Source organism: Bacillus cereus group sp. MG20 (assembly GCF_040459885.1).
Classification (GTDB): domain Bacteria; phylum Bacillota; class Bacilli; order Bacillales; family Bacillaceae_G; genus Bacillus_A; species Bacillus_A cereus.
On record NZ_JARVHF010000001.1, the window covers coordinates 4,737,779 to 4,762,032 of the forward strand.

The window sequence follows — 24,254 nt, forward strand, 5'->3', positions numbered from 1 at the left end:
ATCAGAACCAATTAAAGGGGGACTAGGGTATATGACAACTACTACAACAGTGAAATCCGATATTGAAATCGCACAAGAAGCGAGTATGAAGAAGATTCAAGAAATTGCAGCTGATTTAAATATTTTAGAAGATGAATTAGAGCCATACGGGCATTATAAAGGTAAGTTATCTCTTGATATTTTTAAGCGCTTACAAGATGAGAAAGACGGTAAAGTTGTTTTAGTAACAGCAATTAACCCAACTCCAGCTGGAGAAGGTAAATCAACAGTAACAGTTGGTTTAGGTCAAGCTTTTAACAAAATTGGTAAGAAAACAGTAATTGCACTTCGTGAACCATCTCTTGGACCGACGATGGGATTAAAGGGTGGAGCAGCAGGTGGCGGTTTTTCACAAGTCGTACCAATGGAAGACATTAACCTTCACTTTACTGGAGATATCCATGCGATCACAACTGCCAATAACGCATTAGCAGCGTTTATTGATAATCATATCCAACAAGGAAACACACTTGGAATTGATACGCGTAAAATTGTTTGGAAACGCTGTGTTGACTTAAATGATCGTGCCCTTCGTAACGTAGTAATTGGTCTTGGTGGACCTGTACAAGGTGTACCACGTGAAGACGGTTTTGACATTACAGTCGCATCTGAAATTATGGCCGTATTCTGCCTTGCAACAGATATTCAAGACTTAAAAGCGCGTCTATCTCGCATCGTAGTTGCTTATAACTTTGCAAATCAACCTGTAACGGTTAAAGATTTAGGTGTAGAAGGTGCGTTAACGCTATTATTAAAAGACGCATTAAAACCAAACTTAGTACAAACATTAGAAAATACACCAGCTATTATTCATGGCGGACCATTTGCGAATATTGCTCACGGTTGTAACAGTGTTATCGCTACGACAATGGCAGCAAAATTAGGTGATTATGTTATTACAGAAGCTGGATTTGGTGCTGATTTAGGCGCTGAGAAGTTTTTAGATATTAAAGCTCGTGCAGCTGGCATTAAACCAGAAGCAGTTGTTATTGTTGCGACGATTCGTGCGCTTAAAATGCATGGTGGCGTAGCAAAAGATCAATTAAAAGAAGAAAATGTAGATGCATTAGCAAAAGGTATGGAAAACTTACAGAAGCATGTTGAAACAATTCAAAGCTTTGGTGTGCCTTTCGTAATTGCAATTAATAAATTCATTACAGATACAGATGCAGAAGTTACATACTTACAAGAGTGGTGTAATGAGCGTGGCTATGCAGTATCCTTAACAGAAGTTTGGGAGAAGGGTGGCCAAGGCGGAGTTGACCTTGCTGAAAAAGTACTAAAAGAAATCGAAAAAGGTGAAAACAACTACGCACCACTTTATGAATTAGAATTACCATTAGAAGAAAAAATTCGTACAATTGCTCAAAAAGTGTATGGCGCAAAAGATATTGAATTTGCTCCGAAAGCACGTAAGCAATTAGCTCAATATGAAGGAGAAGGTTGGAGTAACCTACCAGTTTGTATGGCGAAAACACAATACTCTCTTTCTGACGATGCAACAAAATTAGGTCGTCCATCTGACTTTATCGTTACAATTCGTGAGTTAAAACCATCTATCGGTGCAGGCTTTATCGTTGCGTTAACAGGTACAATGTTAACAATGCCAGGTCTTCCAAAACAACCAGCAGCACTTCAAATGGATGTAAATGAAGATGGAAAAGCAGTAGGTTTATTCTAAAAGGTTGTAATTCATCTCGTTTATCTGTAAACTATATATACATCAAGTGGCGCCTTTCCATCGAAAGGCGCCTGTTTTTTGGAGGAAATTATGTTTGATCCAACTGCTTTTGACAATTTAAAAGTAATCGTAGAAGGTGCTGTGTATGATTTTGATCTACATGGAGATATTCTTGTAACAGATCGAAAAGATATGATGGACCTTGCCTCATTAAGTCGTATATATCATATCTCATTTCAATTAACAGAACCGTTCGAACCATTAGTAGAAGCAACATTTTCATTATCTGTGGATGCAAAGAACTTGTCTGGTGAAATACTAGAAGTGCCTCAGTTTACACCAGGTTGTGAAATGAAGCTAGCATTTTCATTCCCGTTAGAACAACCAGAAGTAGGATGCGAAGAAATTGAAACTTTAATGCGTTCTATATGGGGAAAAGAAAGAATGATTATGCAGAAAGTTTCATACGAATATAATAAGCAAGCGATTTCATATCATAATAAGGTAGAGGTTCTATTTCAAAAAGCGATTACAGAAGACCATGTTGATGATTTAATAGCTGTTATTTCACACATGATAGAAACGGTGCGAACAATACAGCATTTTCTTCAAAAATAGAGATAAAGGAGAAAAACAAATGATAAAAGATATGCAACCATTTTTACAAGAAGCTTGGGAGAAGGCTGGTTTTAAAGAATTAACTGAAATTCAAAAACAAGCGATTCCAACTATTTTAGAAGGACAAGACGTTATAGCTGAATCTCCAACTGGAACAGGAAAAACATTAGCGTACTTATTACCCCTTTTACATAAAATTAATCCTGAAGTAAAACAGCCACAAGTTGTTATTTTAGCTCCAACGCGTGAACTTGTAATGCAAATTCATGAAGAGGTTCAAAAATTTACAGCAGGAACTGAAATTTCAGGTGCATCTTTAATTGGTGGTGCAGATATTAAGCGCCAAGTTGAAAAATTAAAGAAACACCCAAGAGTAATTGTCGGTTCACCAGGCCGTATTTTAGAATTAATTCGTATGAAAAAGCTAAAAATGCATGAAGTAAAAACAATTGTATTTGATGAGTTTGATCAAATTGTAAAGCAAAAAATGATGGGTGCAGTGCAAGATGTAATTAAATCAACGATGCGCGATCGTCAATTAGTATTCTTCTCGGCGACAATGACAAAAGCGGCAGAAGATGCGGCACGTGATTTAGCAGTTGAACCACAATTAGTACGTGTAACACGTGCAGAATCAAAAAGCTTAGTTGAGCATACGTATATCATTTGTGAGCGACGCGAAAAAAATGATTACGTAAGAAGAATTATGCATATGGGCGATGTAAAAGCAGTTGCTTTCTTAAACGATCCATTCCGTTTAGATGAAATTACTCAGAAATTGAAATTCCGTAAAATGAAAGCAGCGGCTCTTCATGCAGAAGCAAGTAAACAAGAGCGTGAAGCAACGATGCGTGCTTTCCGCGGTGGAAAATTAGAAATCCTACTTGCTACTGATATTGCAGCACGTGGAATCGATATTGACGATTTAACACATGTAATTCACTTAGAATTACCAGACACAGTAGACCAATACATTCACCGCTCAGGACGTACTGGACGTATGGGTAAAGAAGGAACTGTCGTATCTCTTGTAACTCTACAAGAAGAGCGCAAATTACTACAATTTGCGAAAAAACTAGGCATCGTATTTACGAAGCAAGAAATGTTCAAAGGAACATTTGTAGAATCGAAGCCACCAGCACCAAAGAAAAAGAAACCAGCATTTACTGGGAAGAAAAAGCCTAGATAAATGATGGAGAAGGCGTAACTATTTGTAGTTACGTCTTTTTTATTTGCAATTGAATAATACAAGGAGTTTTATTAATGATTATTGAAATGTATCTATTATCACTTTTTTAATCAACATATGTACAAGGAAGTAATATAAAAAAAGTCGAATATTAAACTGATGCGAAATGATAAAAAGAAGGTTCATATATGGATAGGAAATTAGGAATGTTTTTGAATACGAAACATATTGAAGTAAACGAAGGAATACAAAAAGCAAGGGAATGGGATTTAGAATATATTCAATTATATGCTATGAATAAAAACTTCAACTTAGCTAATATTCCAGTGGTAGAATGGACTGCTTTAAAGAAAAGCTTATCTTTTAATGGAATAAAGATTCCATCATTAGCAATTAGTTTTGGAGAAAATGGAATTACAGGAACAGAAGTTGACAGTGCAATAGATCAGATTAAATATATTACTGACAGAGGTTTGGAGCTGGGAGCAAAGATCATAACAGCTCATATTGGGAAAGTTCCAGATGATGAAAAAAGTGAGTGCTATGATAAAATGATACGGGTTTGTTATGAGATAGGAGAATTAGCATTCAAATTTGGGGGAGTCTTTGCTATTGAGACAGGATCTGAAAAAGCAATAGTATTAAAACGATTTTTAGAAAATGCAAACTCGAAAGGACTAGCTGTTAACTTTGACCCAGCAAATTTAATAAGTGATGTAAATGAAAATCCGTTAGAAGGTTTATTACTATTAAAAGATTATATAGTACAAACTCATATTAAAGATTGTAAAGAAGTGAAAAGTAATAGTTCAAGTAAGTATATAGAAGTAGCAGTAGGAAATGGTGAAGTGGATTTCGATATATTCTTCAAAGTATTAGATGAAATTGGATTCGACGGATATAACATGATTGAAAGAAACAATTATTTTGACGAACTGGATGGGATGAGTCAGTCGATAAATTTTGCAAAGAAGTACATACCAACTCAAAAGGAATAACGATACCAGCTGTAGAAAGCTACATAGAATGTAAAAAAACAATAGGAGGAATACAAATGATTCATAAAGTAGGACAAATTATGTTATATGTAAATAATCAAGATGAGGCAGTAAATTTTTGGACGGAAAAGGTAGGGTTTCATGTAGTTGCAGAGGAAGATAACAAGCAAGGAATGAGATGGATTGAAATTGCTCCAACTAACGGTGCTGAAACGAGCATTATATTACATAATAAAGAAGTTATTTCGAAAATGAGCCCAGAATTAAATCTTGGTACACCGTCCTTAATGTTCTTCTCAGAAAATCTGGATCAATTATATGCAGGTTTAAAAAATAAAAATGTTACTGTTGGAGAAATGGTAACTATGCCTTCTGGTAAAGTGTTTAACTTTGCTGATAGTGAAGGGAATTATTTTGCGGTTATGGAGAAGAACCAATAATAATATTGCTATGTGAAAATCCCCCTCAAATATATTGAGGGGGATTAAATCTTTGAAGTGGATTTTTCATGAGAGAGTTGTTTAATAAAAAATGCACCTTTTTCAATAGCGGTTTCAATGTAACCGACAATTTGATTAAACGTAAACACCTGTAAGTCTTCATGCAAATGTTGCTCAGGATACAACATATCTTCAAAAAGATACTTTCGAAAAGCTAAAACGTTTTCTTTAGAAACCTCTTCAATATCCACAATGTGAGCCTCTTGATTGAGAAGAGAGAAGAGCTGTTGTTCTTGATCGTAATGATGAAGCAACTTTGCATTTAACAGTTTAAAATCGTTATAGTACAGGGGTGCGATGGTTTCGTCATTCTCTATTCTATTTTTTAGCCATGGTAGAAAAAAGCCACTTAGCCAATTATCATCGGCAATGAGGTGGGTATAATAGCCTAAAATAAAGGGGGAATCTATATGTGCTTCGTATTTATGAAAGAATGAATCATAATCTATTCTTCTCGTATAGTTCTTCGTTGTACCAGCGTAAAAGTGTGAAGTACCTTTTTCTTCTGCTGAATGAACCGCATCAGGGGCTACCCCTCCAAGTAAGAAAGAAGTTTTATCTTGAATACATAGTTTCTCAGCAATACCGTTAGCGATAATAACATGCATAATTCGTGATCCCATGAATGCCACCTCTGTTTCAAGTATTCATTTCAGGAAGAAGACTGAACAGTTAGTATTACTTTCCCTGTACTTTTTCTACTTTCGACCCATTCATGTGCTTTCCCTGCATCTTGAAGGGGAAAAGATTTTGTAGCTTTCATTTGCAAACTTCCGTCACGCAAATAACGGAAAACTTCATTTGCCGTTTCTTGGAGTAGTTCAGGACGTTTTTTCCGTGTAGTGCCAAAGCTAAAGCCTAGTATAGAGCGGCAACTTGCGTGTAAATCTTTCGTTTTGAAATTGCCAATTTTACCGCTTGCATTACCGAAATGAACGAGGCGACCGTAATAAGCTAGGCAGTTTAAACTTCTTTCAGAGACAGTTCCAGAAATAGAGTCCAAAATTATATTCACTCCTTCTCCGTTTGTCAGCTCATTGACTTTCTCTACAAAATCTTCATCTTGATGACAAATAACATAATCAGCTCCAGCATCTAAAGCGATTTCTTTTTTCGTTTCACTTCCGACAGTACCGATAACTGTTCCAGCCCCTAATCGTTTTGCAAGTTGAATCGCGGTAGTACCAATTCCGCCAGCAGCTGCATGAATCAGCACGGATTCATTTTGTTGAAGCCTTGCAACATTCACGAGTAAATTATAGCTTGTGAAAGATACGATCGGACAAGCAGCTGCGGTTTGAAAGTCGACTTCATGGGGTAAAACGAAAGTGAGATTTTCATTTGAAACAACGTACTCTGCGTAAGATCCATTTTGAGGAAAAGCAATGACACGCTGTCCAGGTTGAATATTTTTCACATGAGAACCGACGCGTTCTACAATACCAGTTGCATCTATTCCTGGAATAAAAGGTAGTGCTTTATTTCCTTTTTTGCCATAACGTGATTTAATATCAGCGAAATTTACACTAGTAGCAACAACGCGAATTAAAACTTGATCTTCTGAAATAGCCGGTATATCCAAATCTGTATATTTCATCCCTTCAGGACCACCGAACGACGTTACAACGATAGCTTTCATCATATATCCTCCTAAATTTGACTATATAAATCATTTTAAATCTTTATCAGAAATTGGAAAATTATATAATAGTTATGCGTGGTTATAAGTGAAGCTTATGAACTCATCGGATCATAATATTAATTTATATAAAAAATTTTTTCGGAAAAATCGAACGAAATATGAATTACTTGCCAATATATAGTGTAAGACAAAGGAGGGCTGGAATATGAAGGCTGAAATAGATTACGCACATTTAATTCGATTAACTTTATCAGGAAATAAAGAAGCGTATAGCGAATTGTATGATGTAACGATTCAAGAAGTATATAAAACAGCACATTTTTTAATTGAAGATAAAACGGATGTAGATGATGTCGTTCAAGAAGTATACATACAGCTATATGAATCGCTTCGTAAATATGATAGCGAGAAGCCATTTCGCCCTTGGCTAATTGGGCTTGCGATTAAACAAATTCATTCTTATAGAAGAAAGAGGTGGATGCGACTACGAATTATGAAAAAAGCAGAAGAGCAAAGAAAGCCAGTGCAAATTGATTTTTCTAACGATGTTGTAAGTAAAATATCAAACCAAAAACTAATCGAACTCATTCATAAATTACCGTATAAATTGAAACAAGTTATTATCTTAAGATACTTATACGAATATTCACAAGAAGAAGTAGCACAAATATTACATATTCCAATTGGTACAGTGAAGTCTAGAATTCATGCGGCATTAAAGAAACTACGTCAAAAAGAGCAAGTAGAAGAAATCTTTTTAGGAGAGGTAGGGAATGTGAAATGAGTTTAGATTGTAGAGTTAGAGAATCTATACGAGAAGAAGCGAAGGGGATTGTTGCCCCGCCGGAGTTAAAAGAAAAAGTAATTGTTCAAATCAAAATGAATCGCGGGGGAAATAAGGTGAAGAAACGTTTTATCGCCGGAGTGCTTGCAGCAGCATTTTTAATCCCTACGACCGGTTTTGCATATCAATCTATTATGGCGGATGGTATATACGGATCTTTTGAGAATTTAAAAAAACACGCCGGAGCGATGACGTTAGCAGCGTATATGCGTTTTAATGCAAAGTTATCAGAAGCGAAAGATGAAATGGGCACGAAGGAATATGAGGAGTTTACAAAAGAACTAAAAAAATTAACAAATGCAAAGCTTGCGTACGGAGATTCGAATGGTAATATAGATTATGATGGATTATCACCAGCAAAAAGAGAAGAAATGAAAAAGGTAAGTATGGGCCTTCAACCATACTTTGATAAATTAAATGGTCATAAATCTAGTAAAGAAGTATTAACGCAAGAAGAGTTTGATCGCTATATGGAAGCTTTAATGACACATGAAATAGTACGAGTGAAGACAAAATCAACTGGTGCAATAAAAATAGAAGAAGTACCTGAGGCGTACAAAGAAAGATTTATTAAAGCGGAGCAGTTTATGGAGTATGTAGATGAAAAGGTGAGATAAGTAAAAAAGCTCAAAGCTTTAGTTTTGAGCTTTCTTTATTAAAAGAAAATAGAGCATTCAATTATATTTTTTCATCGTTGCATTGTCCTTTTGTATAAAACAATCTAAAAGGGAATAACCAGCTATTAAACTAATAATCGTAACAAAAGTTGTATTTATTAGAATAATATTAACTAAATAAGGTAGGTATTCGGCAAGTGGTGAAAAGAGTAGTGCTGGGGAAAAGGAAATGAATAGTGTAGGCACTGTAATAGCAATAAATTTATCCGGTTGAAAGCTCCAGTTTTGTTTACTCGTTTCGCGATTAATAGATTGAAGGAATCGTAATAAAATGCCAACTATAAGAGGGAAGAGTGTAAAGTAGAATAATCTTGGATAAACGTTAAAGTTCACTTGTGCATCTGTATCTAAATAAAATTGAATTTTTACTCCTACAAATAATAATAAGACGATAAATAATGTGAAGCAGAGGTATAGCATCACTTTTTGCATTATATTCCACCATCCTTTACTCAAAATATATTCAAAAAAAGAAGAGATATACAATAACTACTGTTGTATATCTCTTCTTTTACTGTTAGTTAATAGTGGAGTTTGCTTTTTCTTGCTTCGTGAAATAATCAATAATGCCCATTGCGCTAATTTCTATATCTAGATGTAAAATATTATAAACGGAATGATCTGATGGAACGTTTAACTTTGTAAGATGAGAAGAGATTTTATCCATTAACAAAGTTTGTAAAGCTTTAGTTGCTTCATCGAAATCATTATACTTTTCAAAGACTTCCTTACCAGTATGAACGAAAATAGGTAGCCAATATTCCAGTTGATTATATACTTCTGTAACATGAGAGGATGCGCCGTAATGACCGAAATAAATAGTATCTACATTCATACTTTGAATGTGATTTTTAGAAGTAATCATCGCATCTGGTTGGAATTGTGAAGGGGACGTTGATGGTAGATATAACTCTACATCAACGTCTGCGAGTTCTCTATAATAAATTCCAATTGTATCGCCAGTAAAAATCCCGTTTGTTAATGAATCATGAATGCTAATATGGTGCTTCGCATGTCCTGGTGTATCATAAAATGTAAGGGTGCGGTCTTTTGCAATTTTTAACGTATCACCATGTTGTACAATATGAACACGTTCTTCTTCAATTGGAAGAATTGGATCAAAGAGTTTATCGAAATCTTCTTTGTAGACAGCTTTTGCACCTAAAATAAGTTTTGTTGGATCAATCATATGACGAGCACCACGAGAATGCACATATAACGTAGCATTTGGGCACTTTTCCATCATTAAACCAGCTGCGCCAGCGTGATCTAAATGCACATGTGTAACGATAATGTTTTTAACATCGTTTAAATCAATATGTAATTGTTGTAAGCCGTCTAAAATATACGGAAGAGAAGGGGCTGCACAAGTTTCAATTAAAGTAATATCGTCACCTAATAAAACGTACGTACCTGTTCGTTCATTATGCTGTAAATCGAAATCATCAATAAGATATAGGTGAGAAGATAATTGCTCTACTTTTTTCATAGTTACCACTCCTTATATACTGCATGTTTTTATTATACGCTAAAATAGAAAAAAGGCAGAAAACGAAGCTCGTCTTCTGCCTTTTTGTAATATTATTATTTCGTTTGTTGTTTATTAATAGACATAATGAACAGTCCAACAATCCCGCCTACTAATGGAAGCATAATCTCTCCTGCTAAATTAAAGTAGGAGCTTAAGAATAAACCATTTACATCGATTACCCAGCCAGTAACATACAATAACATCATATATAGTACGAAATAAAACTCGCGATTTGAAATCGTTTCATGTTGTGCAGTTTTCATAATGAACACCATCCTTTTCTTTTATAATGGAATATAAACTGTCACATTTTGTTCACATTTCAATTGTAAAACTTTCCATCATAAAAGTCTAGTAGTTTGTGTCGAATTTTCGAACAGAAATAAAGCGCTATCATTACAACTTATAAGTACGTAATAAGAGCTGTATATTCACGAATGTAGTATAGTATAAACATAGAATGATAGTGAAGAGAGGGGCAAAGACAATGACAGTTTATGATTTTTCAGCTAAAACAATTACAGGTGAAGAAAAATCGTTAAAAGATTACAAAGGAAAAGCACTTCTTATTGTCAATGTAGCTAGCAAATGTGGTTTCACACCACAATATAAAGGATTACAAGAGGTATATGATAAATATAAAGACCAAGGACTCGAAATACTCGGATTTCCTTGTAACCAATTCGGGGGACAAGAACCAGGTACAGAAGCGGACATTACTAGTTTTTGTGAATTAAACTACGGTGTAAACTTCCCGATGTTTGCAAAGGTTGATGTGAAAGGTGATAAGGCTCACCCTCTATATACATACATGACAGAACAAGCACCAGGTTTACTTGGTATGAAAGCAGTGAAATGGAATTTTACGAAGTTTTTAATCGGAAAAGACGGGAAAGTAGTAGGGCGTTTTGCTCCGCAGACGAAGCCGGTAGATTTAGAGGTTGAGATTGAGAAGGTGCTTGGGGAATAAGTAGGAGTTTCACTTTATTAAAAAACGTCTCAAAGAACAATGTAGTTCTTTGAGACGTTTTCTTTAAACTCAAATTTTCAAGATTAAATAACTGTATCAAAGCCATCTGATTTAGGTGGAGAAGCTGCTTTTTTCATAAGCACTTCCCATAAGTGTACGGATTTCTTCCATTCTACCGTAGCCTGCCCCTGTTGATACATAGCGTTCTCATAACTGGCAGTAAGTTGTTGCATATCGGCCGAGTTGTAAAGTGTATCGATATGGAGAGCGTATTCTCGGAATGTTTGACTTTCACCCCGTGGTATGCCAATTCTCGCAAATTGTTTTAAAAGTGCACCGTAAGCTTTTTGATAAACAGCATCCTCTTTTCGGTATTTATAGAAATGAATAATAAGAAATGTCATCCATTTCATTCTAGTGGTGAAGAGAATGTATCCTATAATACTAATTAGTATCGTAGAGAGGAATACGTACCACCAAGAAAAACTAGTTTTAGAATTTGTGACCTTTTTAGTAGAAGCTTCTTCTGTATTTTCAATTAAACTTTTAAGTTTTGCTTCATTATTTCGTTGTTGTATTTGCTCGATATTAGAATTATTTGCTTCGCTATTTTGTGAAATAGGAGCAGGCGTATTATTTATAAAATTATAGGGATTAGTAAATCCTTTTGTCGGTTCGAATGGAATCCATCCGTATTCTGGGAAATATACTTCGACCCAAGAGTGTGCGTTATCGTTCGTGATTGTATAAACATCCTCACCTTCTGCAGAGGCAAGTGTATTGTCAAGAGTTCCTTCTGTATAGCCTTTCACCCAGCGAGCTGGAATCCCGGCAGAACGAAGTAGTACAATCATAGACGTCGAAAAATTATTACAGTAGCCGCTTTTTGTATCGAAAAGGAATTGATCTACATAATCTTGGCTTTTGGCAGGGAATGAGACATTCGTTGATTCGTATGTAAAAGAGTTGTCTGTGAAGTAATTTTCAATAGCTAATACTTTATCATATCGGTTGTCTTTATCATTTGTAAGATTGATAGCCAAGTCTTTTACGCGCTGTGGTAATGACTCGGGAAGTTGTGTGTACTTTGTCATAAAATAAGGATTTGTTTCTTGACCTTCATTTGTTTTTACAGCTTTCAAGTTTTTTATGGAAAACTCAGGGATCTCATATGTTACTTTATACGAATGTAAAGTAGTAGAAGAGTCGCCATTCATTGTATAAATTTTTTCTGAAAACGGGTCAACACTGTATGATACATCAGAAGAAGCTTCAACTGTTACTAATCCTGCTGGATAGGTAAGGTGAGGGTAACTTTTTTGCATGGTAATTGTTGCCTCTGTAGTTTTCGTTTTTGTATTTTGTTCGTACCAGCTTACGACGTCGTTTTTATTTTTAAAAGAAACCTTTTTCGGATTTTCAGAAACATCCCAGCCTTTTCCGGTATAAAAATCTTTCGTTTCGACTCTCCAATATTGTTTGTTTTGCGTTCGTGCTGTGAAAACAATTGTAGGATCCGCCTTAAAAGGACCACCTAATCGTGAGTCATCTAAACCATACCCAATTGTAGAAACTTTTTTTTCTTTACTTGCTTCAGATGTGTTGAATTTTAAAAAATCCATTGGGTTTGGCCATTGAGGGCCAAATTTTGGAGCAAAGTATGCGATGGTTGCTAATAATACAATAAATATTGTAAGTGGTCTAAGTAATTTTGAGATTTCCCGAGCATAATTTTGTAAGTGTTCACGTTCTTTTATTCGTTCTACTTGAAGAAGACTAAGCATAAAAAAGCCGATGACAACAGTACGAATAATAGCGTAGTTTGCATTGTATAAATGTAAGTTATGAAAAGTTGCGATATAAATAATAGTCAATACAAGAAATAGAAACCCACGTTTTTTATGAATAATCCAAAATGAAGTAAAAGAACTCAAAAACCAAAATGAGAGAAAAAATAAAACCGTCGGAAAAACTGGAGAAATATCTAGTAAATTCCCTTGGAAAAACAGGGAGGAATTTCGAAACATATCAGAAAAGAATGCTGTTAGCCAAGATGGATTTATAAAAGCATTTTTATAATATAGGGAATGAATGATAAATAGGACTGTGACAATTTTTATTGGAATCTGCCACCTCGTTTGAAAAAAAGAGAGAGCGAAGCAAATTCCTATAAATGTTACGAAAATATCTAATCTACCTACATTTGTAATACCTATAAGAGGTCTTAGCCATTCTAGTAAAAGCAGAAATACACATGCATGCATAAAGAATCTGTTCGTATCCCACTTGTATTTTGTTTGTAATGTTATCATTTGCTCACCTCAAAAAACACGTTTGTATACCGGTTTTCATAAACCGTGTTTACAAATATTTGTCGTTTTTTTAGAGTTTCTATTATACTGATTTCTCGGTGTGAAAGTTGATTCGCTTTTTCTTTCACGACAAAAACCATACATTTTCTATTTCTTATAGCAGCACAATCAGCCGCCTTTTGAATATCGGGAGAAAGATTACTGGTCACGAGTATAACCGTGACGGGCTCATAAATTTTTCTTAGTTCCATGTCTACACTCTGGGAGAGCGGGAATACACTGTCTGCTTGCACTTTTGCTAAATGACAAAGGATTTGTTGTAACTGCGTATCTCCATTGTCTAAAGGGAAAATAGTTTGTTCTTTTCCGATAGACACGAATGATGCTGGTGAATTTTGTTTCAAGACAGTCCTTACGATAGAGGCAGTAAATGTGACGACTGATTCGAATAGAGGAGACTCGGTTCTGTCTATGAATATCATGACATTATGGCTGCGCTGTTGTTCAAACTCTTTTGTCATAATAGTGTTTGTTCGTGCAGTTGCTTTCCAATCAATCCATGAAAAGCGATCACCAGGTTTATAGTCTCTGACACCGACAGAGATTGTAGAGTCTTTTGCTGAATTTATATTTGCTGAAAGCGCTCCTTGTTCGAAATGATTTTCCAATTGTCGATATGCTATATCTACATACTGGGGATAGACTAAAAATGTATCTGGAACTGAAAAAGTTACTTCTTTCTCTATCATGCCGAATAAATCGCCAGTTTTTACACGAACGCTTGAAAAAGTGTGCTCGCCTCTAGAGATTGTGTCAATAACATATTGAAACGAAATATTTCGTTTCAATCCTGGGAAGAGTACTACCTTATTCATCTTTGTTTGTTTACAACTTATAAATTGTGGTGGCAGTTCATCTTCTATAACTAAATAAAGTAAGGGAAAAGGAAATTTTCTTTTTATTGTAATCGTGCTTATAAATTGTTCTCCTACTACATATCCATTTTGGTTTGTTATTCGTCTTACTTCAGCGTCCCATAAAGCGTAAAAGGGGAGTAGTAGTGAATAAAGAGCAATGGGAATTGTGCTGTAAAACAAAAACCAACTTACAAACCCTCCTTGAAACATAGCGTACACAAATGTTAAGACTAGACATAAAGGGAGTAGCAATAACTTCGTAACGTGATATAGCGCTCGCAGTATTCGTTTCATCAAGGGTTCATCGTCCTTTGAGTCGGCACAGTAGTTCGTGCAACGATTTTTGCGATAACTTGTTCTCCAGTTATTCCTTCAAATTTTGCTTCCATTTTTAAAATGAGTCTATGTGCTAAAACGTAAGGAGCTAAAAATTTAACATCGTCTGGAATAACATAATTTCTGCCATGGATAAATGCATAAGCTTGTGAAGCTTTCATTAAAGCAATTGAGCCACGTGGACTTGCACCTAGCTGTATAGAACTGTACGTACGAGTCTGATTAACAAGTTTTACAATGTAATGCTTAATTGCTTTGTCCATACTTACTACCCGTACGCTTTGTTGTAAATAAATTAATTCTTCTATTGTAGTAATGGTCTGTAATTGAGAGAGTGGATTTGTTTTTTCCATCCGGTTTAAAATTTCAAATTCTTCTTCTGGTGTAGGATATCCCATTTTTAGTTTCAATAAGAAACGATCGAGCTGAGCTTCTGGTAGAGAATATGTTCCTTCATGTTCGACCGGATTTTGTGTAGCCATGACAAAGAACGGCTTTGGTAAAGGCCTTGTAATGCCATCGATTGTAATATTGCCTTCTTCCATACATTCAAGTAAAGCAGATTGTGTCTTTGGAGATGTACGATTAATTTCATCAGCAAGTACAAAATTCCCCATAATTGGTCCAGGCTTGAACTCAAATTGGAGCTCTTTCGGATTATAAATAGAAACTCCTGTTACATCTGACGGCAATAAATCAGGTGTAAATTGAATTCGCTTATAATCAGCATCAATGGATTTAGAAAGAGCACGTACTAGCATTGTTTTCCCGACACCAGGAACATCTTCTAATAGCACATGACCGTCAGCTAAGAGAGCTGTCAAAGCTAAGATCGTTTCTTTTCGTTTTCCGACCATTATTTTTTCAATATTATTGATTATTTTTTCTACAGTGGGATGTATTGAATCAAGCTGGGGCATCGTAATCCTCCTAATGTTATTATCGTTTTCTAATCTATTTAGTGGACATATTTCTAATTCTATTTGTAGATAGTAAAACTTTTACCTTAAATTCTGAGAATATTCAGATTATTTATTTCGATTACATCTAGTATAATTGTTTCCGTAACTAAGGGCAATACAGTAAATAATGATTTGTAGTTTTATGTAAAATCAGACTCGATATAAAATAATAACATTTGGAAAAAATTTTTTACATACAATTTATACTCTTTTCCTTATGGCAGTTTTGAAATAATATCAAAACTCTTTTTCTTTTGCAAAATAGTCGATACCTCAAAATACCATTCTCCTAATAATTAAGATTAACCATAATCTTCACAACGGAACACAAGATTTTCTCACAAACTTATTTTCTACTGAATTTTTGACAATCTCTTGAACTGTGCGAAATGTCACATCTGTATTTTACAACCTCTCTTATAGTAAGGGTATGTAAGAGAGACGTATTAAAGGAGTGAACAGTATGAAGAAAAAAACTTCAGCACTAATGAGACGTTTAAAATATTTTTCACCAATAGATCGTTATAACGATAATCATACACAAGAAACATATGAAGATCGCGAATGGGAAAATGTGTACAGAAAGCGTTGGCAGCATGATAAAGTAATTCGTTCTACACACGGCGTGAACTGTACTGGTTCATGTAGCTGGAATATATATGTGAAAGATGGAATTGTGACGTGGGAAGGGCAGGAGCTTAACTATCCAACGACAGGTCCTGATATGCCAGATTTTGAACCGCGAGGATGCCCACGTGGAGCAAGTTTTTCTTGGTACATTTATAGTCCACTTCGTGTGAAATATCCGTATGTACGTGGTGTTCTTTGGAGTATGTGGCAAGAGGAACTACAAAATAACGAGTCACCACTAGATGCTTGGAAAAGTATTGTGGAAAACCCTGAAAAAGCACGTAAGTATAAGCAGGCGCGTGGTAAAGGTGGATTTATTCGTGCGAATTGGGATGAAGTATTACAACTCGTTTCAGCTTCTCTACTTTATACAGTAATTAAATACGGGCCAGATCGAAATGTTGGCTTTTCACCAATTCCAGCTATGTCGATGTTAAGTCATGCTGCTGGTAGTCGTTTTATGCAACTTATGGGTGGGCCGATGCTTAGTTTCTATGATTGGTACGCAGATTTACCACCAGCTTCTCCGCAAATTTGGGGCGATCAAACAGATGTACCAGAAAGTAGTGACTGGTATAACTCTGGTTACATTATGACATGGGGTTCAAATGTACCGATGACGAGAACACCCGATGCTCACTTTTTAGCAGAGGTTCGATATAAAGGAACGAAAGTCGTTTCTGTCAGTCCTGACTTCGCTGAATCTACAAAGTTTGCGGATGATTGGATTAGTGTGAAACAAGGTACAGATGGTGCACTTGCGATGGCAATGGGGCATGTGATCTTACAAGAATTTTACGTAGATAATCAAGTGGAATATTTCACAAAGTATGCGAAGCAATATACTGATTTTCCTTTCTTTGTCACATTGAAACAAAAAGGAGATCAATTCGTTGCTGATCGTTTCTTAAACGCTGCTGATATTGGACGCGAAACGAAGTTAGGAGAATGGAAACCTGTTCTTTGGAACGAGAACACGAATGATTTTGCAACACCTCAAGGCACAATGGGCTCACGTTGGGATAACGAAAAGAAATGGAACTTGCGTTTAGAAGATGAAGAAACAGGTGAAAAGATTGATCCACGTCTTTCTTTATTTGGAATGGAAGAAACGATTGGAACGGTACAAATTCCGTACTTCTCTGATGATGGAAACAAAGTATTAGAACGTACAATTCCAGTGAAAAAGGTTATGACAGAAGAAGGCGAAGTGTTCGTTACAACTGTATACGACTTAACGTTAGCAAATTACGGGGTGAATCGAGGGTTTGGCGGACAAGAGCCGAAAGACTTCAATGATGATGTACCGTTTACACCTGCATGGCAAGAGAAAATGACAGGAGTGAAACGAGAACTAATTATTCAAATCGCTCGTGAGTTCGCACAAAATGCCGCTGATACAAATGGTCGCTCGATGATTATTGTTGGAGCTGGTATTAACCATTGGTTTAATTCTGATACGATTTATCGCGCAGTTTTAAATCTTGTTCTTCTAGTTGGGGCACAAGGAGTAAACGGCGGGGGATGGGCGCATTATGTTGGTCAAGAAAAGTTACGACCTGCAGAAGGATGGCAAACAATCGCGATGGCAAAAGATTGGCAAGGGCCACCAAAATTACAAAATGGTACGTCTTTCTTCTATTTCGTAACAGATCAATGGCGCTATGAAGATACACCTGTTGGACATTTAGCATCACCAATTGAAGGTAACTCACGTTATCAACATCACGGTGATTACAATGTATTAGCAGCACGACTCGGCTGGTTACCTTCTTATCCAACATTCGAGAAAAATGGAATTGAATTATATAAAGAAGCTGTTGCTGCTGGTGCAACAACGCAAGAAGAAATCGGAAAATATGTTGCACAAAAATTAAAAGAAAAAGAACTGAAATTTGCGATTGAAGATCCTGATAATAAAAACAACTTCCCGCGCAACTTATTCGTTTGGCGTGCGAATTTAATTTCAAGTTCTGGTAAAGGGCATGAATATTTCTTAAAACATTTATTAGGTACAACAAACGGATTAATGAATGACGATAGTGATTCATTACGACCAGAAGAAATTAAGTGGCATGAAGAAGCACCAGAAGGGAAGCTTGATTTACTCATTAATTTAGATTTCCGTATGGCTGGAACAGCGCTGTATTCTGATATCGTCTTACCTGCTTCAACTTGGTACGAAAAACATGATTTAAGTAGTACAGATATGCATCCATTTGTGCATCCATTTAATCCAGCAATCGGTTCACCGTGGGAAGCACGCTCTGACTGGGATATTTTCACTTCACTTTCTAAAGCTGTGTCAGATTTAGCGAAGAAAATAGATCTTGAACCAATGAAAGAAGTTGTTGCAACACCACTTCTTCATGATACACCGCAAGAATTAGCGCAACCACTTGGCAAGATTAAAGATTGGAGTAAAGGTGAATGTGAACCAATCCCGGGTAAAACGATGCCACAAATTCATGTTGTTGAAAGGGATTATAAAACGATTTATGACAAAATGACAGCACTTGGACCAAATGCCGGAAAACAACCGATTGGTACGAAAGGGATCTCTTGGTCAGCTGAAAAAGAGTATGAGCAATTAAAGAGCAAATTAGGAGTTGTTCGAACGGATACTATTGCGAAAGGTTGCCCAGACATAAAAGAAGCAATCAATGCTGCTGAAGCGGTATTAACGCTTTCTTCTACAACAAACGGTCATATGGCAGTAAAAGCATGGGAAGCACTTGAAAAACAAACAGATCTAAAATTACGTGATTTAGCAGAAGAACGTGAAGAAGAATGCTTTACATTCGAACAAATTACAGCACAACCGAAAACAGTAATTACTTCTCCGGCCTTTACAGGTTCAGAAAAAGGTGGACGACGTTACTCACCGTTTACAACAAATGTGGAACGTCTTATTCCTTGGAGAACGATAACTGGTCGACAATCTTTCTACTTAGACCATGACATGATGAAAGAATTTGGTGAAACGATGGCAACATTTAAACCAATTCTGCAACATAAACCGTTCCGTAAGTCACGCCCTGAAGTAGAAGGGAAAGAGATTACACTAAACTATTTAACACCGCATAATAAGTGGTCGATTCATAGTATGTATTTCGATTCATTACCGATGTTAACGCTGTTTAGAGGTGGTCCAACTGTTTGGATGAATAAAGAGGACGCTGCAGAAGCTGGCGTTGCTGATAATGATTGGATCGAGTGCTTTAACCGTAACGGTGTTGTCGTAGCGCGTGCTGTTGTAACGCACCGTATACCGAGGGGAATGGCATTTATGCACCATGCGCAAGATCGCCACATTAACGTGCCTGGTACGAAATTAACAAGCACCCGTGGGGGAACGCATAATAGTCCAACCCGTATCCATGTTAAACCAACACATATGATTGGTGGATATGGCCAATTAAGCTATGGATTTAACTATTATGGTCCGACTGGGAACCAGCGTGATTTAAATGTTGTAATCCGTAAACTGAAGGAGGTAGATTGGCTTGAAGATTAAAGCGCAAGTCGGAATGGTAATGAACCTAGATAAATGCATCGGCTGTCATACTTGTAGCGTAACGTGCAAAAACACCTGGACAAATCGTCCAGGTGCGGAATATATGTACTTCAATAACGTAGAAACGAAGCCCGGAATTGGTTATCCGAAACAATGGGAAGATCAGGAGAAATATAAAGGCGGCTGGGAATTGAAAAATGGTGAAATTCAGCTGAAATCTGGTTCGAAAATGAAACGTCTTATGAACATTTTCCACAATCCAGATCAACCAACAATTGATGATTACTTTGAACCTTGGAATTATGATTATGAAACATTAACAAATAGCCCGCAGCGTAAGCATCAACCAGTTGCTCGTCCGAAATCAGCAATTACAGGCGAATTTATCGACAAAATTGAATGGGGTCCGAACTGGGAAGATGATTTAGCTGGTGGACATATAACAGGATTACAAGATCCGAACGTAAAGAAAATGGAAGAAGAAATTAAAACAGATTTTGAAAACGTCTTTATGATGTATTTACCACGCATATGTGAACATTGTATGAATCCGTCTTGCGTATCATCTTGTCCATCTGGTGCGATGTATAAACGTGAAGAAGACGGCATTGTTCTTGTAGATCAAAATGCATGTCGTGCTTGGAGGTTCTGCGTATCATCTTGTCCATATAAAAAAGTGTATTTTAACTGGCAAACGAATAAAGCTGAAAAATGTACAATGTGTTTCCCACGTATTGAGGCTGGTATGCCAACAATTTGTTCAGAAACATGTGTGGGACGTATCAGGTATATTGGGGTAATGCTATATGACGCTGATAAAGTAAAAGAAGCAGCTTCTGTTGAAGACGAAAAAGATTTATATGAATCTCAGCTTACTGTTTTCCTAGATCCAAATGATCCAGAAATAGCAGCTGAAGCGAAAAAACAAGGCATTCCTGAAGAATGGATTAAAGCAGCACAACAGTCACCGATCTATAAAATGATTATCGATTGGAAAGTTGCTCTGCCTCTTCATCCAGAGTATCGTACAATGCCGATGGTTTGGTATATTCCGCCGCTTAGCCCAATTATGAATATGGTGGAAGGGAAAGGCAGTAACTGGCAAGCAGAAGAGATTTTCCCTGCTATCGATAATATGCGTATTCCAATTCAATATTTAGCGAATTTACTCACTGCAGGAGATGAATCACACATTCGTCTTACATTGAAGAAAATGGCTGTTATGCGAACGCATATGAGAGCGCTGCAAATTAATAAAGAGCCAAATGAAGCTGTATTAAAAGAACTTGGTTTAACAAAACAGGATGTAGAAGATATGTATCGTCTTCTTGCTATTGCGAAATATAAAGATCGTTTTGTTATCCCGACGTCTCACCGAGAACAAGTTGCAGATTTATATAGTGAACAAGGAAGCTGTGGTTTATCATTCGCAGGTGGCCCAGGCTCTTGTATGACAATTTCTTAAATAAAGGGGGCAGCAAATTATGAAACAAAGTTTACGAACTGCTTTTTCTTGTTCTTCATTCCTTCTCTCCTACCCGGAACTCGGGTGGAGGGAAGCTTTAACTGAATTACTAGAAGAGATGGAAGCGATTGAACAGGACGATGTTAAAGCTTCACTTACAACATTTATAAAACAAGCGCTACATAAAACGAACGATAAACTTATTGATGGTTACGTATATACATTTGATTTTGGTAAAAAGACGAATATGTATTTAACGTATATGAACACTGGTGAACAAAGAGAAAGAGGGATTGAATTACTAGAGTTAAAGCAGCATTATAAAAAATCGGGTTTTGAAGTAACAGATAAAGAACTACCTGATTATTTACCGCTATTACTCGAGTTTTTTGCAAATGCAAATGAGCAAGACAGTGAACCAATTATGAGTAAATACAAGGAGAATATACAAGCATTACACGTTCAGTTAAAAGAAGCAGGTAGTATGTATGAACCAATTCTTGCGGCTGTTCTACTCGCTATCGAAGCATGGGATGTACAGACAAATTAGAAAGGAGAGTTGTTAAAATGATGAATCAATTTCTATGGGTATTGTTTCCCTATATCATTTTTGTAATCTTTATCGGTGGACATATTTTTAGATACAACTATGATCAATTTGGATGGACATCAAAATCTAGTGAACTATTAGAAAAGAAAATGCTCCGAATCGGAAGTCTATTATTCCACTTTGGGATTATGTTCGTAATTGGCGGTCATGTTATGGGGATATTAATTCCAGAAGCTGTATACCGTTCGATAGGTATTTCTGAGCATACGTATCACATAATGGCAATTAGTTTCGGGCTTCCGGCAGGTGTTGCTTCTATCATCGGTTTAATTATATTAACGTACCGCCGCGTAACTGTAAAACGTATCATTGCAACGAGCACAAAGGGAGATTATATTGCGCTTATTTTATTACTTATCGTAATGTTAGCAGGACTTTCTTCAACATTTTTAAATATCGATTCAAAAGGATTTGATTATCGTACAACAATTGGCCCTTGGTTCCGAAGTCTCTTTATTTTCCAACCGAAAGTTGAATATATGACGGAAGTACCAGTATGGTTTAAAATTCATATTCTTGCAGGGATGGGTTTATTCGCAGTGTGGCCATTTACAAGACTAGTACATGTATTTAGTGCCCCAATTAAATATGTAAGCCGTAGTTATGTAATTTACAGAAGACGTATTCCTAATGAGTTGAAAAAATAATACTGCTGTAAACGGATAGGAGTTAGCAGCTAAAACGAAACGAGGTCTCATATGGCAGGCCTCGTTTTTGTTTACATAGGAAATAATCGTTAATAAGTAGTTTAAATTGAAAAAAGATTAGCATCTAAATAAGATGCTAATCAATGCTACAAACAGAAGCAGAGCAATCTTCACAAGCAATTTCACATTTTAAAAATTGTAAATCGTGGATTGTAATCTTTCCTTTATGAATCGAAATTGTACCTTGCTTTTTTAATTCATTTAACATTCGATTTACACTTTCACGTGAAGTTGCACAGAAATTAGCAAGTTCTTGATTTGTTAATGGTAAATCGATGAGAATCCCATTTTCTTTTAATACACCGTAACTATTTGTCATTCGTATAAGAGTAGAGTACAGGGCACCTTTTTTGCCGTGTAATACTAAATCTCGGAACTTCGTTTGCATTCTTCTTAAATGTTCACTAATCCATTTCATAAATTCAAATACAAGTGCTGGTTTTTGGAGTAATGCTTTTTCTAACGCTTCACGCTTTATAACTCCTACTTCAACATCTTCAAGGCATTTTGAATTTAATAAGTATTTCGCATTGTCCGTGAATAATGTTAGTTCTCCAATAATGTCATATTCCGAACAAATTCGAAGTGTCAATTCTTGTCCGTCAGCACTTAATTTACTAATTTGTACTTTTCCTGAGTGGATGATATAGAGCTCTGTTGCCTCCATACCTTCTTGAAAAATAAAACTACCTTTTTTAATTTGCATTTTATATTCAACAGATGCAAGTAATTCTTTTAAATCTTGAGATAATGTCATACTGTTTGCCACAGTGATCACCTTTCTTCTTATAAGCAATACATTTCCTATTTTGAGTGTAAGTATGATGAAAATGCAAGAGCTATTTTAAAAATAAATTGAAATTTCAATGACCGTAAGGGGAAGAAATCTTCAGTTTTTAGTTTGAAAAATTCAATAGACAAAGTGGATGAGATTAAAGATGTGAACAAAATTCGAACGGATTTGTGAAGAATTTTTGAATGGGGAAAGTAATGTGAGAAAAGTCACATTGAATATGTAGCTTCTTTTTTATAATGAAGGCAAATAAAAAAATTGAAAGCTTACTAAGGATTGCAGCAGAAAAGAAGGGATATAGATGCATGAGAACATGAAAGATTCTTTAGAACGGCCACTTCAAGATTTACGTATTTCAGTTATTGATCGTTGTAATTTTAGGTGTACATACTGTATGCCTGCTGAAGTGTTCGGACCTGATTACGCTTTTTTAAAGGAAGAGCTTTTATTAACGTTCGATGAAATAGAAAGATTAGCGAGATTATTTATAAGTATGGGAGTCAATAAAATTAGGCTTACTGGCGGTGAACCTTTATTGCGTAAAGACTTACCGACGTTAATTGCAAGACTTGCAAAGCTAGAAGGCTTAAAAGATATTGGACTCACAACAAACGGTATTCATTTAGCAAAACAAGCAAAGGCGTTAAAAGAAGCGGGATTAAAACGTGTAAATATTAGTTTAGATGCGATAGAGGATTATGTCTTCAAAAAAATTAATGGACGAAATGTAAGCACAAAACCTGTATTAAAAGGAATTGAAGAAGCGAAGAACGCAGGGTTAGAAGTAAAGGTAAATATGGTCGTAAAAAAAGGAATGAATGATAGTCAAATTCTTCATATGGCTCGTTACTTTAAAGAACAAGAAATTCAGCTCCGTTTTATAGAGTTTATGGATGTGGGCAGTACAAACGGCTGGAACTTTGAACAAGTTATTACGAAGGAACAATTAATAGAGAAGATTAATCGTGTATATCCGATTGAGCCTGTTAAACCTCGTTACTTTGGAGAGGTTGCGAAAATGTATCGATATGTAGGGAGCGATGCAGAAGTTGGATTTATTACTTCTGTTTCTGAGTCATTTTGTTCTTCTTGTACGAGAGCCCGTATTTCGGCAGACGGTAAGTTTTTTACATGTTTATTTGGAACAAAAGGAACGGATTTGCGAACGCTTCTTCGAGAAAATATTTCTGACGCCTCATTATTAAAAATTTTACAACATACATGGCGATATAGAACAGATCGATATTCAGATGAAAGAACAGTTGAAAGTACAAGTAAACGTCCAAAAGTTGAAATGTCTTACATTGGTGGATAGT

General features: G+C 36.0%; 22 protein-coding genes. 13 read left to right on the forward strand and 9 right to left on the reverse strand.

The window, feature by feature from the left end:
- Nucleotides 1–31 precede the first annotated feature (31 nt).
- The 5 genes from QCI81_RS24420 (at nt 32) to QCI81_RS24440 (ending at nt 4,965) form a co-directional block, all read left to right on the forward strand.
- Nucleotides 32–1,720 carry a formate--tetrahydrofolate ligase gene (locus tag QCI81_RS24420; protein WP_014482011.1) on the forward strand — a complete coding sequence of 563 codons (1,689 nt, stop codon included), beginning with the start codon at nt 32–34 and terminating at the stop codon, nt 1,718–1,720.
- Nucleotides 1,721–1,810: 90 nt separating this feature from the next.
- Nucleotides 1,811–2,338 carry a hypothetical protein gene (locus QCI81_RS24425; RefSeq protein ID WP_000460216.1) on the forward strand — a complete coding sequence of 176 codons (528 nt, stop codon included), beginning with the start codon at nt 1,811–1,813 and terminating at the stop codon, nt 2,336–2,338.
- A 19-nt stretch (nt 2,339–2,357) separates the two neighbouring features.
- A complete protein-coding gene (locus tag QCI81_RS24430; RefSeq protein ID WP_071730051.1) occupies nt 2,358–3,527 on the forward strand; it encodes a DEAD/DEAH box helicase in 1,170 nt (389 codons plus the stop codon).
- 188 nt (nt 3,528–3,715) lie between these two features.
- A complete protein-coding gene (locus QCI81_RS24435) occupies nt 3,716–4,525 on the forward strand; it encodes a sugar phosphate isomerase/epimerase family protein (protein WP_000375200.1) in 810 nt (269 codons plus the stop codon).
- A gap of 56 nt (nt 4,526–4,581) precedes the next feature.
- Entirely contained in the window at nt 4,582–4,965 is a 384-nt protein-coding gene (locus QCI81_RS24440) for a VOC family protein (RefSeq protein ID WP_000581475.1), read from the forward strand.
- A 44-nt stretch (nt 4,966–5,009) separates the two neighbouring features.
- Here QCI81_RS24440 and QCI81_RS24445 read toward each other — a convergent pair whose 3' ends face one another.
- A complete protein-coding gene (locus QCI81_RS24445) occupies nt 5,010–5,648 on the reverse strand; it encodes a hypothetical protein (protein WP_023521770.1) in 639 nt (212 codons plus the stop codon).
- A 29-nt stretch (nt 5,649–5,677) separates the two neighbouring features.
- Complete coding sequence (locus QCI81_RS24450; RefSeq protein WP_023521771.1) at nt 5,678–6,664, reverse strand: quinone oxidoreductase family protein; 987 nt, start codon at nt 6,662–6,664, stop codon at nt 5,678–5,680.
- A gap of 208 nt (nt 6,665–6,872) precedes the next feature.
- Between QCI81_RS24450 and QCI81_RS24455 the strand changes: the two genes are divergently transcribed.
- Together QCI81_RS24455 and QCI81_RS24460 are read left to right on the forward strand one after the other, a co-directional pair.
- A complete protein-coding gene (locus QCI81_RS24455) occupies nt 6,873–7,451 on the forward strand; it encodes a sigma-70 family RNA polymerase sigma factor (RefSeq protein ID WP_000642664.1) in 579 nt (192 codons plus the stop codon).
- Complete coding sequence (locus QCI81_RS24460; RefSeq protein ID WP_023521772.1) at nt 7,448–8,128, forward strand: DUF3600 domain-containing protein; 681 nt, start codon at nt 7,448–7,450, stop codon at nt 8,126–8,128. Before QCI81_RS24455 ends, QCI81_RS24460 begins: the two co-directional genes overlap by 4 nt.
- A gap of 57 nt (nt 8,129–8,185) precedes the next feature.
- Here QCI81_RS24460 and QCI81_RS24465 read toward each other — a convergent pair whose 3' ends face one another.
- From QCI81_RS24465 to QCI81_RS24475, 3 genes are all read right to left on the reverse strand, one after another.
- On the reverse strand, nt 8,186–8,620 hold the full coding sequence (locus tag QCI81_RS24465) for a hypothetical protein (RefSeq protein WP_001174535.1): 435 nt from the start codon (nt 8,618–8,620) through the stop codon (nt 8,186–8,188).
- An 85-nt stretch (nt 8,621–8,705) separates the two neighbouring features.
- Nucleotides 8,706–9,677 (reverse strand): MBL fold metallo-hydrolase, encoded by a 972-nt coding sequence (locus QCI81_RS24470; RefSeq protein ID WP_000754965.1) that lies wholly within the window; start codon nt 9,675–9,677, stop codon nt 8,706–8,708.
- Nucleotides 9,678–9,772: 95 nt separating this feature from the next.
- Entirely contained in the window at nt 9,773–9,982 is a 210-nt protein-coding gene (locus QCI81_RS24475; protein WP_000844984.1) for a DUF3925 domain-containing protein, read from the reverse strand.
- Between the two features lie 224 nt (nt 9,983–10,206).
- Here QCI81_RS24475 and bsaA point away from each other — a divergent pair, with 224 nt between their 5' ends.
- A complete protein-coding gene (gene bsaA, locus QCI81_RS24480; protein WP_000219440.1) occupies nt 10,207–10,689 on the forward strand; it encodes a glutathione peroxidase in 483 nt (160 codons plus the stop codon).
- An 83-nt stretch (nt 10,690–10,772) separates the two neighbouring features.
- On the opposite strand, the gene QCI81_RS24485 is transcribed toward bsaA, so the two are convergent.
- Genes QCI81_RS24485 through QCI81_RS24495 form a run of 3 tightly spaced genes read right to left on the reverse strand, consistent with a single transcriptional unit; the run spans nt 10,773 to nt 15,174 of the window.
- On the reverse strand, nt 10,773–13,001 hold the full coding sequence (locus QCI81_RS24485; RefSeq protein WP_023521773.1) for a transglutaminase TgpA family protein: 2,229 nt from the start codon (nt 12,999–13,001) through the stop codon (nt 10,773–10,775).
- On the reverse strand, nt 12,998–14,212 hold the full coding sequence (locus QCI81_RS24490) for a DUF58 domain-containing protein (protein WP_000821909.1): 1,215 nt from the start codon (nt 14,210–14,212) through the stop codon (nt 12,998–13,000). Before QCI81_RS24490 ends, QCI81_RS24485 begins: the two co-directional genes overlap by 4 nt.
- Nucleotides 14,212–15,174, reverse strand: coding sequence for an AAA family ATPase (locus QCI81_RS24495; protein WP_353810901.1), 963 nt, complete (start codon nt 15,172–15,174; stop codon nt 14,212–14,214). Before QCI81_RS24495 ends, QCI81_RS24490 begins: the two co-directional genes overlap by 1 nt.
- Nucleotides 15,175–15,679: 505 nt before the next feature.
- On the opposite strand from QCI81_RS24495, the gene QCI81_RS24500 reads away from it, so the two are divergent.
- Genes QCI81_RS24500 through narI form a run of 4 tightly spaced genes read left to right on the forward strand, consistent with a single transcriptional unit; the run spans nt 15,680 to nt 22,085 of the window.
- Complete coding sequence (locus QCI81_RS24500; RefSeq protein ID WP_023521776.1) at nt 15,680–19,363, forward strand: nitrate reductase subunit alpha; 3,684 nt, start codon at nt 15,680–15,682, stop codon at nt 19,361–19,363.
- A complete protein-coding gene (gene narH / locus QCI81_RS24505) occupies nt 19,353–20,828 on the forward strand; it encodes a nitrate reductase subunit beta (RefSeq protein ID WP_065483369.1) in 1,476 nt (491 codons plus the stop codon). The genes QCI81_RS24500 and narH overlap by 11 nt, the downstream gene beginning before the upstream one ends.
- A gap of 19 nt (nt 20,829–20,847) precedes the next feature.
- Nucleotides 20,848–21,378, forward strand: coding sequence for a nitrate reductase molybdenum cofactor assembly chaperone (gene narJ / locus QCI81_RS24510; protein ID WP_023521778.1), 531 nt, complete (start codon nt 20,848–20,850; stop codon nt 21,376–21,378).
- 17 nt (nt 21,379–21,395) lie between these two features.
- On the forward strand, nt 21,396–22,085 hold the full coding sequence (narI, locus tag QCI81_RS24515) for a respiratory nitrate reductase subunit gamma (protein WP_023521779.1): 690 nt from the start codon (nt 21,396–21,398) through the stop codon (nt 22,083–22,085).
- A gap of 136 nt (nt 22,086–22,221) precedes the next feature.
- Here the strand turns inward: narI and QCI81_RS24520 are convergent, their stop codons facing one another.
- A complete protein-coding gene (locus QCI81_RS24520; protein ID WP_000013866.1) occupies nt 22,222–22,914 on the reverse strand; it encodes a Crp/Fnr family transcriptional regulator in 693 nt (230 codons plus the stop codon).
- Nucleotides 22,915–23,239: 325 nt separating this feature from the next.
- On the opposite strand from QCI81_RS24520, the gene moaA reads away from it, so the two are divergent.
- Nucleotides 23,240–24,253 (forward strand): GTP 3',8-cyclase MoaA, encoded by a 1,014-nt coding sequence (gene moaA / locus QCI81_RS24525; RefSeq protein WP_023521780.1) that lies wholly within the window; start codon nt 23,240–23,242, stop codon nt 24,251–24,253.
- The last annotated feature ends 1 nt before the right edge of the window (nt 24,254 follow it).

Bases quoted from the DNA above. Each gene is read 5' to 3' on its own strand.
- QCI81_RS24490 (WP_000821909.1), bottom strand. From the start codon at position 14,212: ATGAAACGAATACTGCGAGCGCTATATCACGTTACGAAGTTATTGCTA.
- narI (WP_023521779.1), top strand. From the start codon at position 21,396: ATGATGAATCAATTTCTATGGGTATTGTTTCCCTATATCATTTTTGTA.
- QCI81_RS24430 (WP_071730051.1), top strand. From the start codon at position 2,358: ATGATAAAAGATATGCAACCATTTTTACAAGAAGCTTGGGAGAAGGCT.
- QCI81_RS24470 (WP_000754965.1), bottom strand. From the start codon at position 9,677: ATGAAAAAAGTAGAGCAATTATCTTCTCACCTATATCTTATTGATGAT.
- bsaA (WP_000219440.1), top strand. From the start codon at position 10,207: ATGACAGTTTATGATTTTTCAGCTAAAACAATTACAGGTGAAGAAAAA.
- QCI81_RS24455 (WP_000642664.1), top strand. From the start codon at position 6,873: ATGAAGGCTGAAATAGATTACGCACATTTAATTCGATTAACTTTATCA.
- QCI81_RS24485 (WP_023521773.1), bottom strand. From the start codon at position 13,001: ATGATAACATTACAAACAAAATACAAGTGGGATACGAACAGATTCTTT.
- QCI81_RS24495 (WP_353810901.1), bottom strand. From the start codon at position 15,174: ATGCCCCAGCTTGATTCAATACATCCCACTGTAGAAAAAATAATCAAT.
- QCI81_RS24465 (WP_001174535.1), bottom strand. From the start codon at position 8,620: ATGCAAAAAGTGATGCTATACCTCTGCTTCACATTATTTATCGTCTTA.
- moaA (WP_023521780.1), top strand. From the start codon at position 23,240: ATGCATGAGAACATGAAAGATTCTTTAGAACGGCCACTTCAAGATTTA.
- QCI81_RS24475 (WP_000844984.1), bottom strand. From the start codon at position 9,982: ATGAAAACTGCACAACATGAAACGATTTCAAATCGCGAGTTTTATTTC.
- QCI81_RS24460 (WP_023521772.1), top strand. From the start codon at position 7,448: ATGAGTTTAGATTGTAGAGTTAGAGAATCTATACGAGAAGAAGCGAAG.
- QCI81_RS24420 (WP_014482011.1), top strand. From the start codon at position 32: ATGACAACTACTACAACAGTGAAATCCGATATTGAAATCGCACAAGAA.
- QCI81_RS24435 (WP_000375200.1), top strand. From the start codon at position 3,716: ATGGATAGGAAATTAGGAATGTTTTTGAATACGAAACATATTGAAGTA.
- QCI81_RS24445 (WP_023521770.1), bottom strand. From the start codon at position 5,648: ATGGGATCACGAATTATGCATGTTATTATCGCTAACGGTATTGCTGAG.
- narJ (WP_023521778.1), top strand. From the start codon at position 20,848: ATGAAACAAAGTTTACGAACTGCTTTTTCTTGTTCTTCATTCCTTCTC.
- QCI81_RS24450 (WP_023521771.1), bottom strand. From the start codon at position 6,664: ATGAAAGCTATCGTTGTAACGTCGTTCGGTGGTCCTGAAGGGATGAAA.
- QCI81_RS24500 (WP_023521776.1), top strand. From the start codon at position 15,680: ATGAAGAAAAAAACTTCAGCACTAATGAGACGTTTAAAATATTTTTCA.
- QCI81_RS24425 (WP_000460216.1), top strand. From the start codon at position 1,811: ATGTTTGATCCAACTGCTTTTGACAATTTAAAAGTAATCGTAGAAGGT.
- QCI81_RS24440 (WP_000581475.1), top strand. From the start codon at position 4,582: ATGATTCATAAAGTAGGACAAATTATGTTATATGTAAATAATCAAGAT.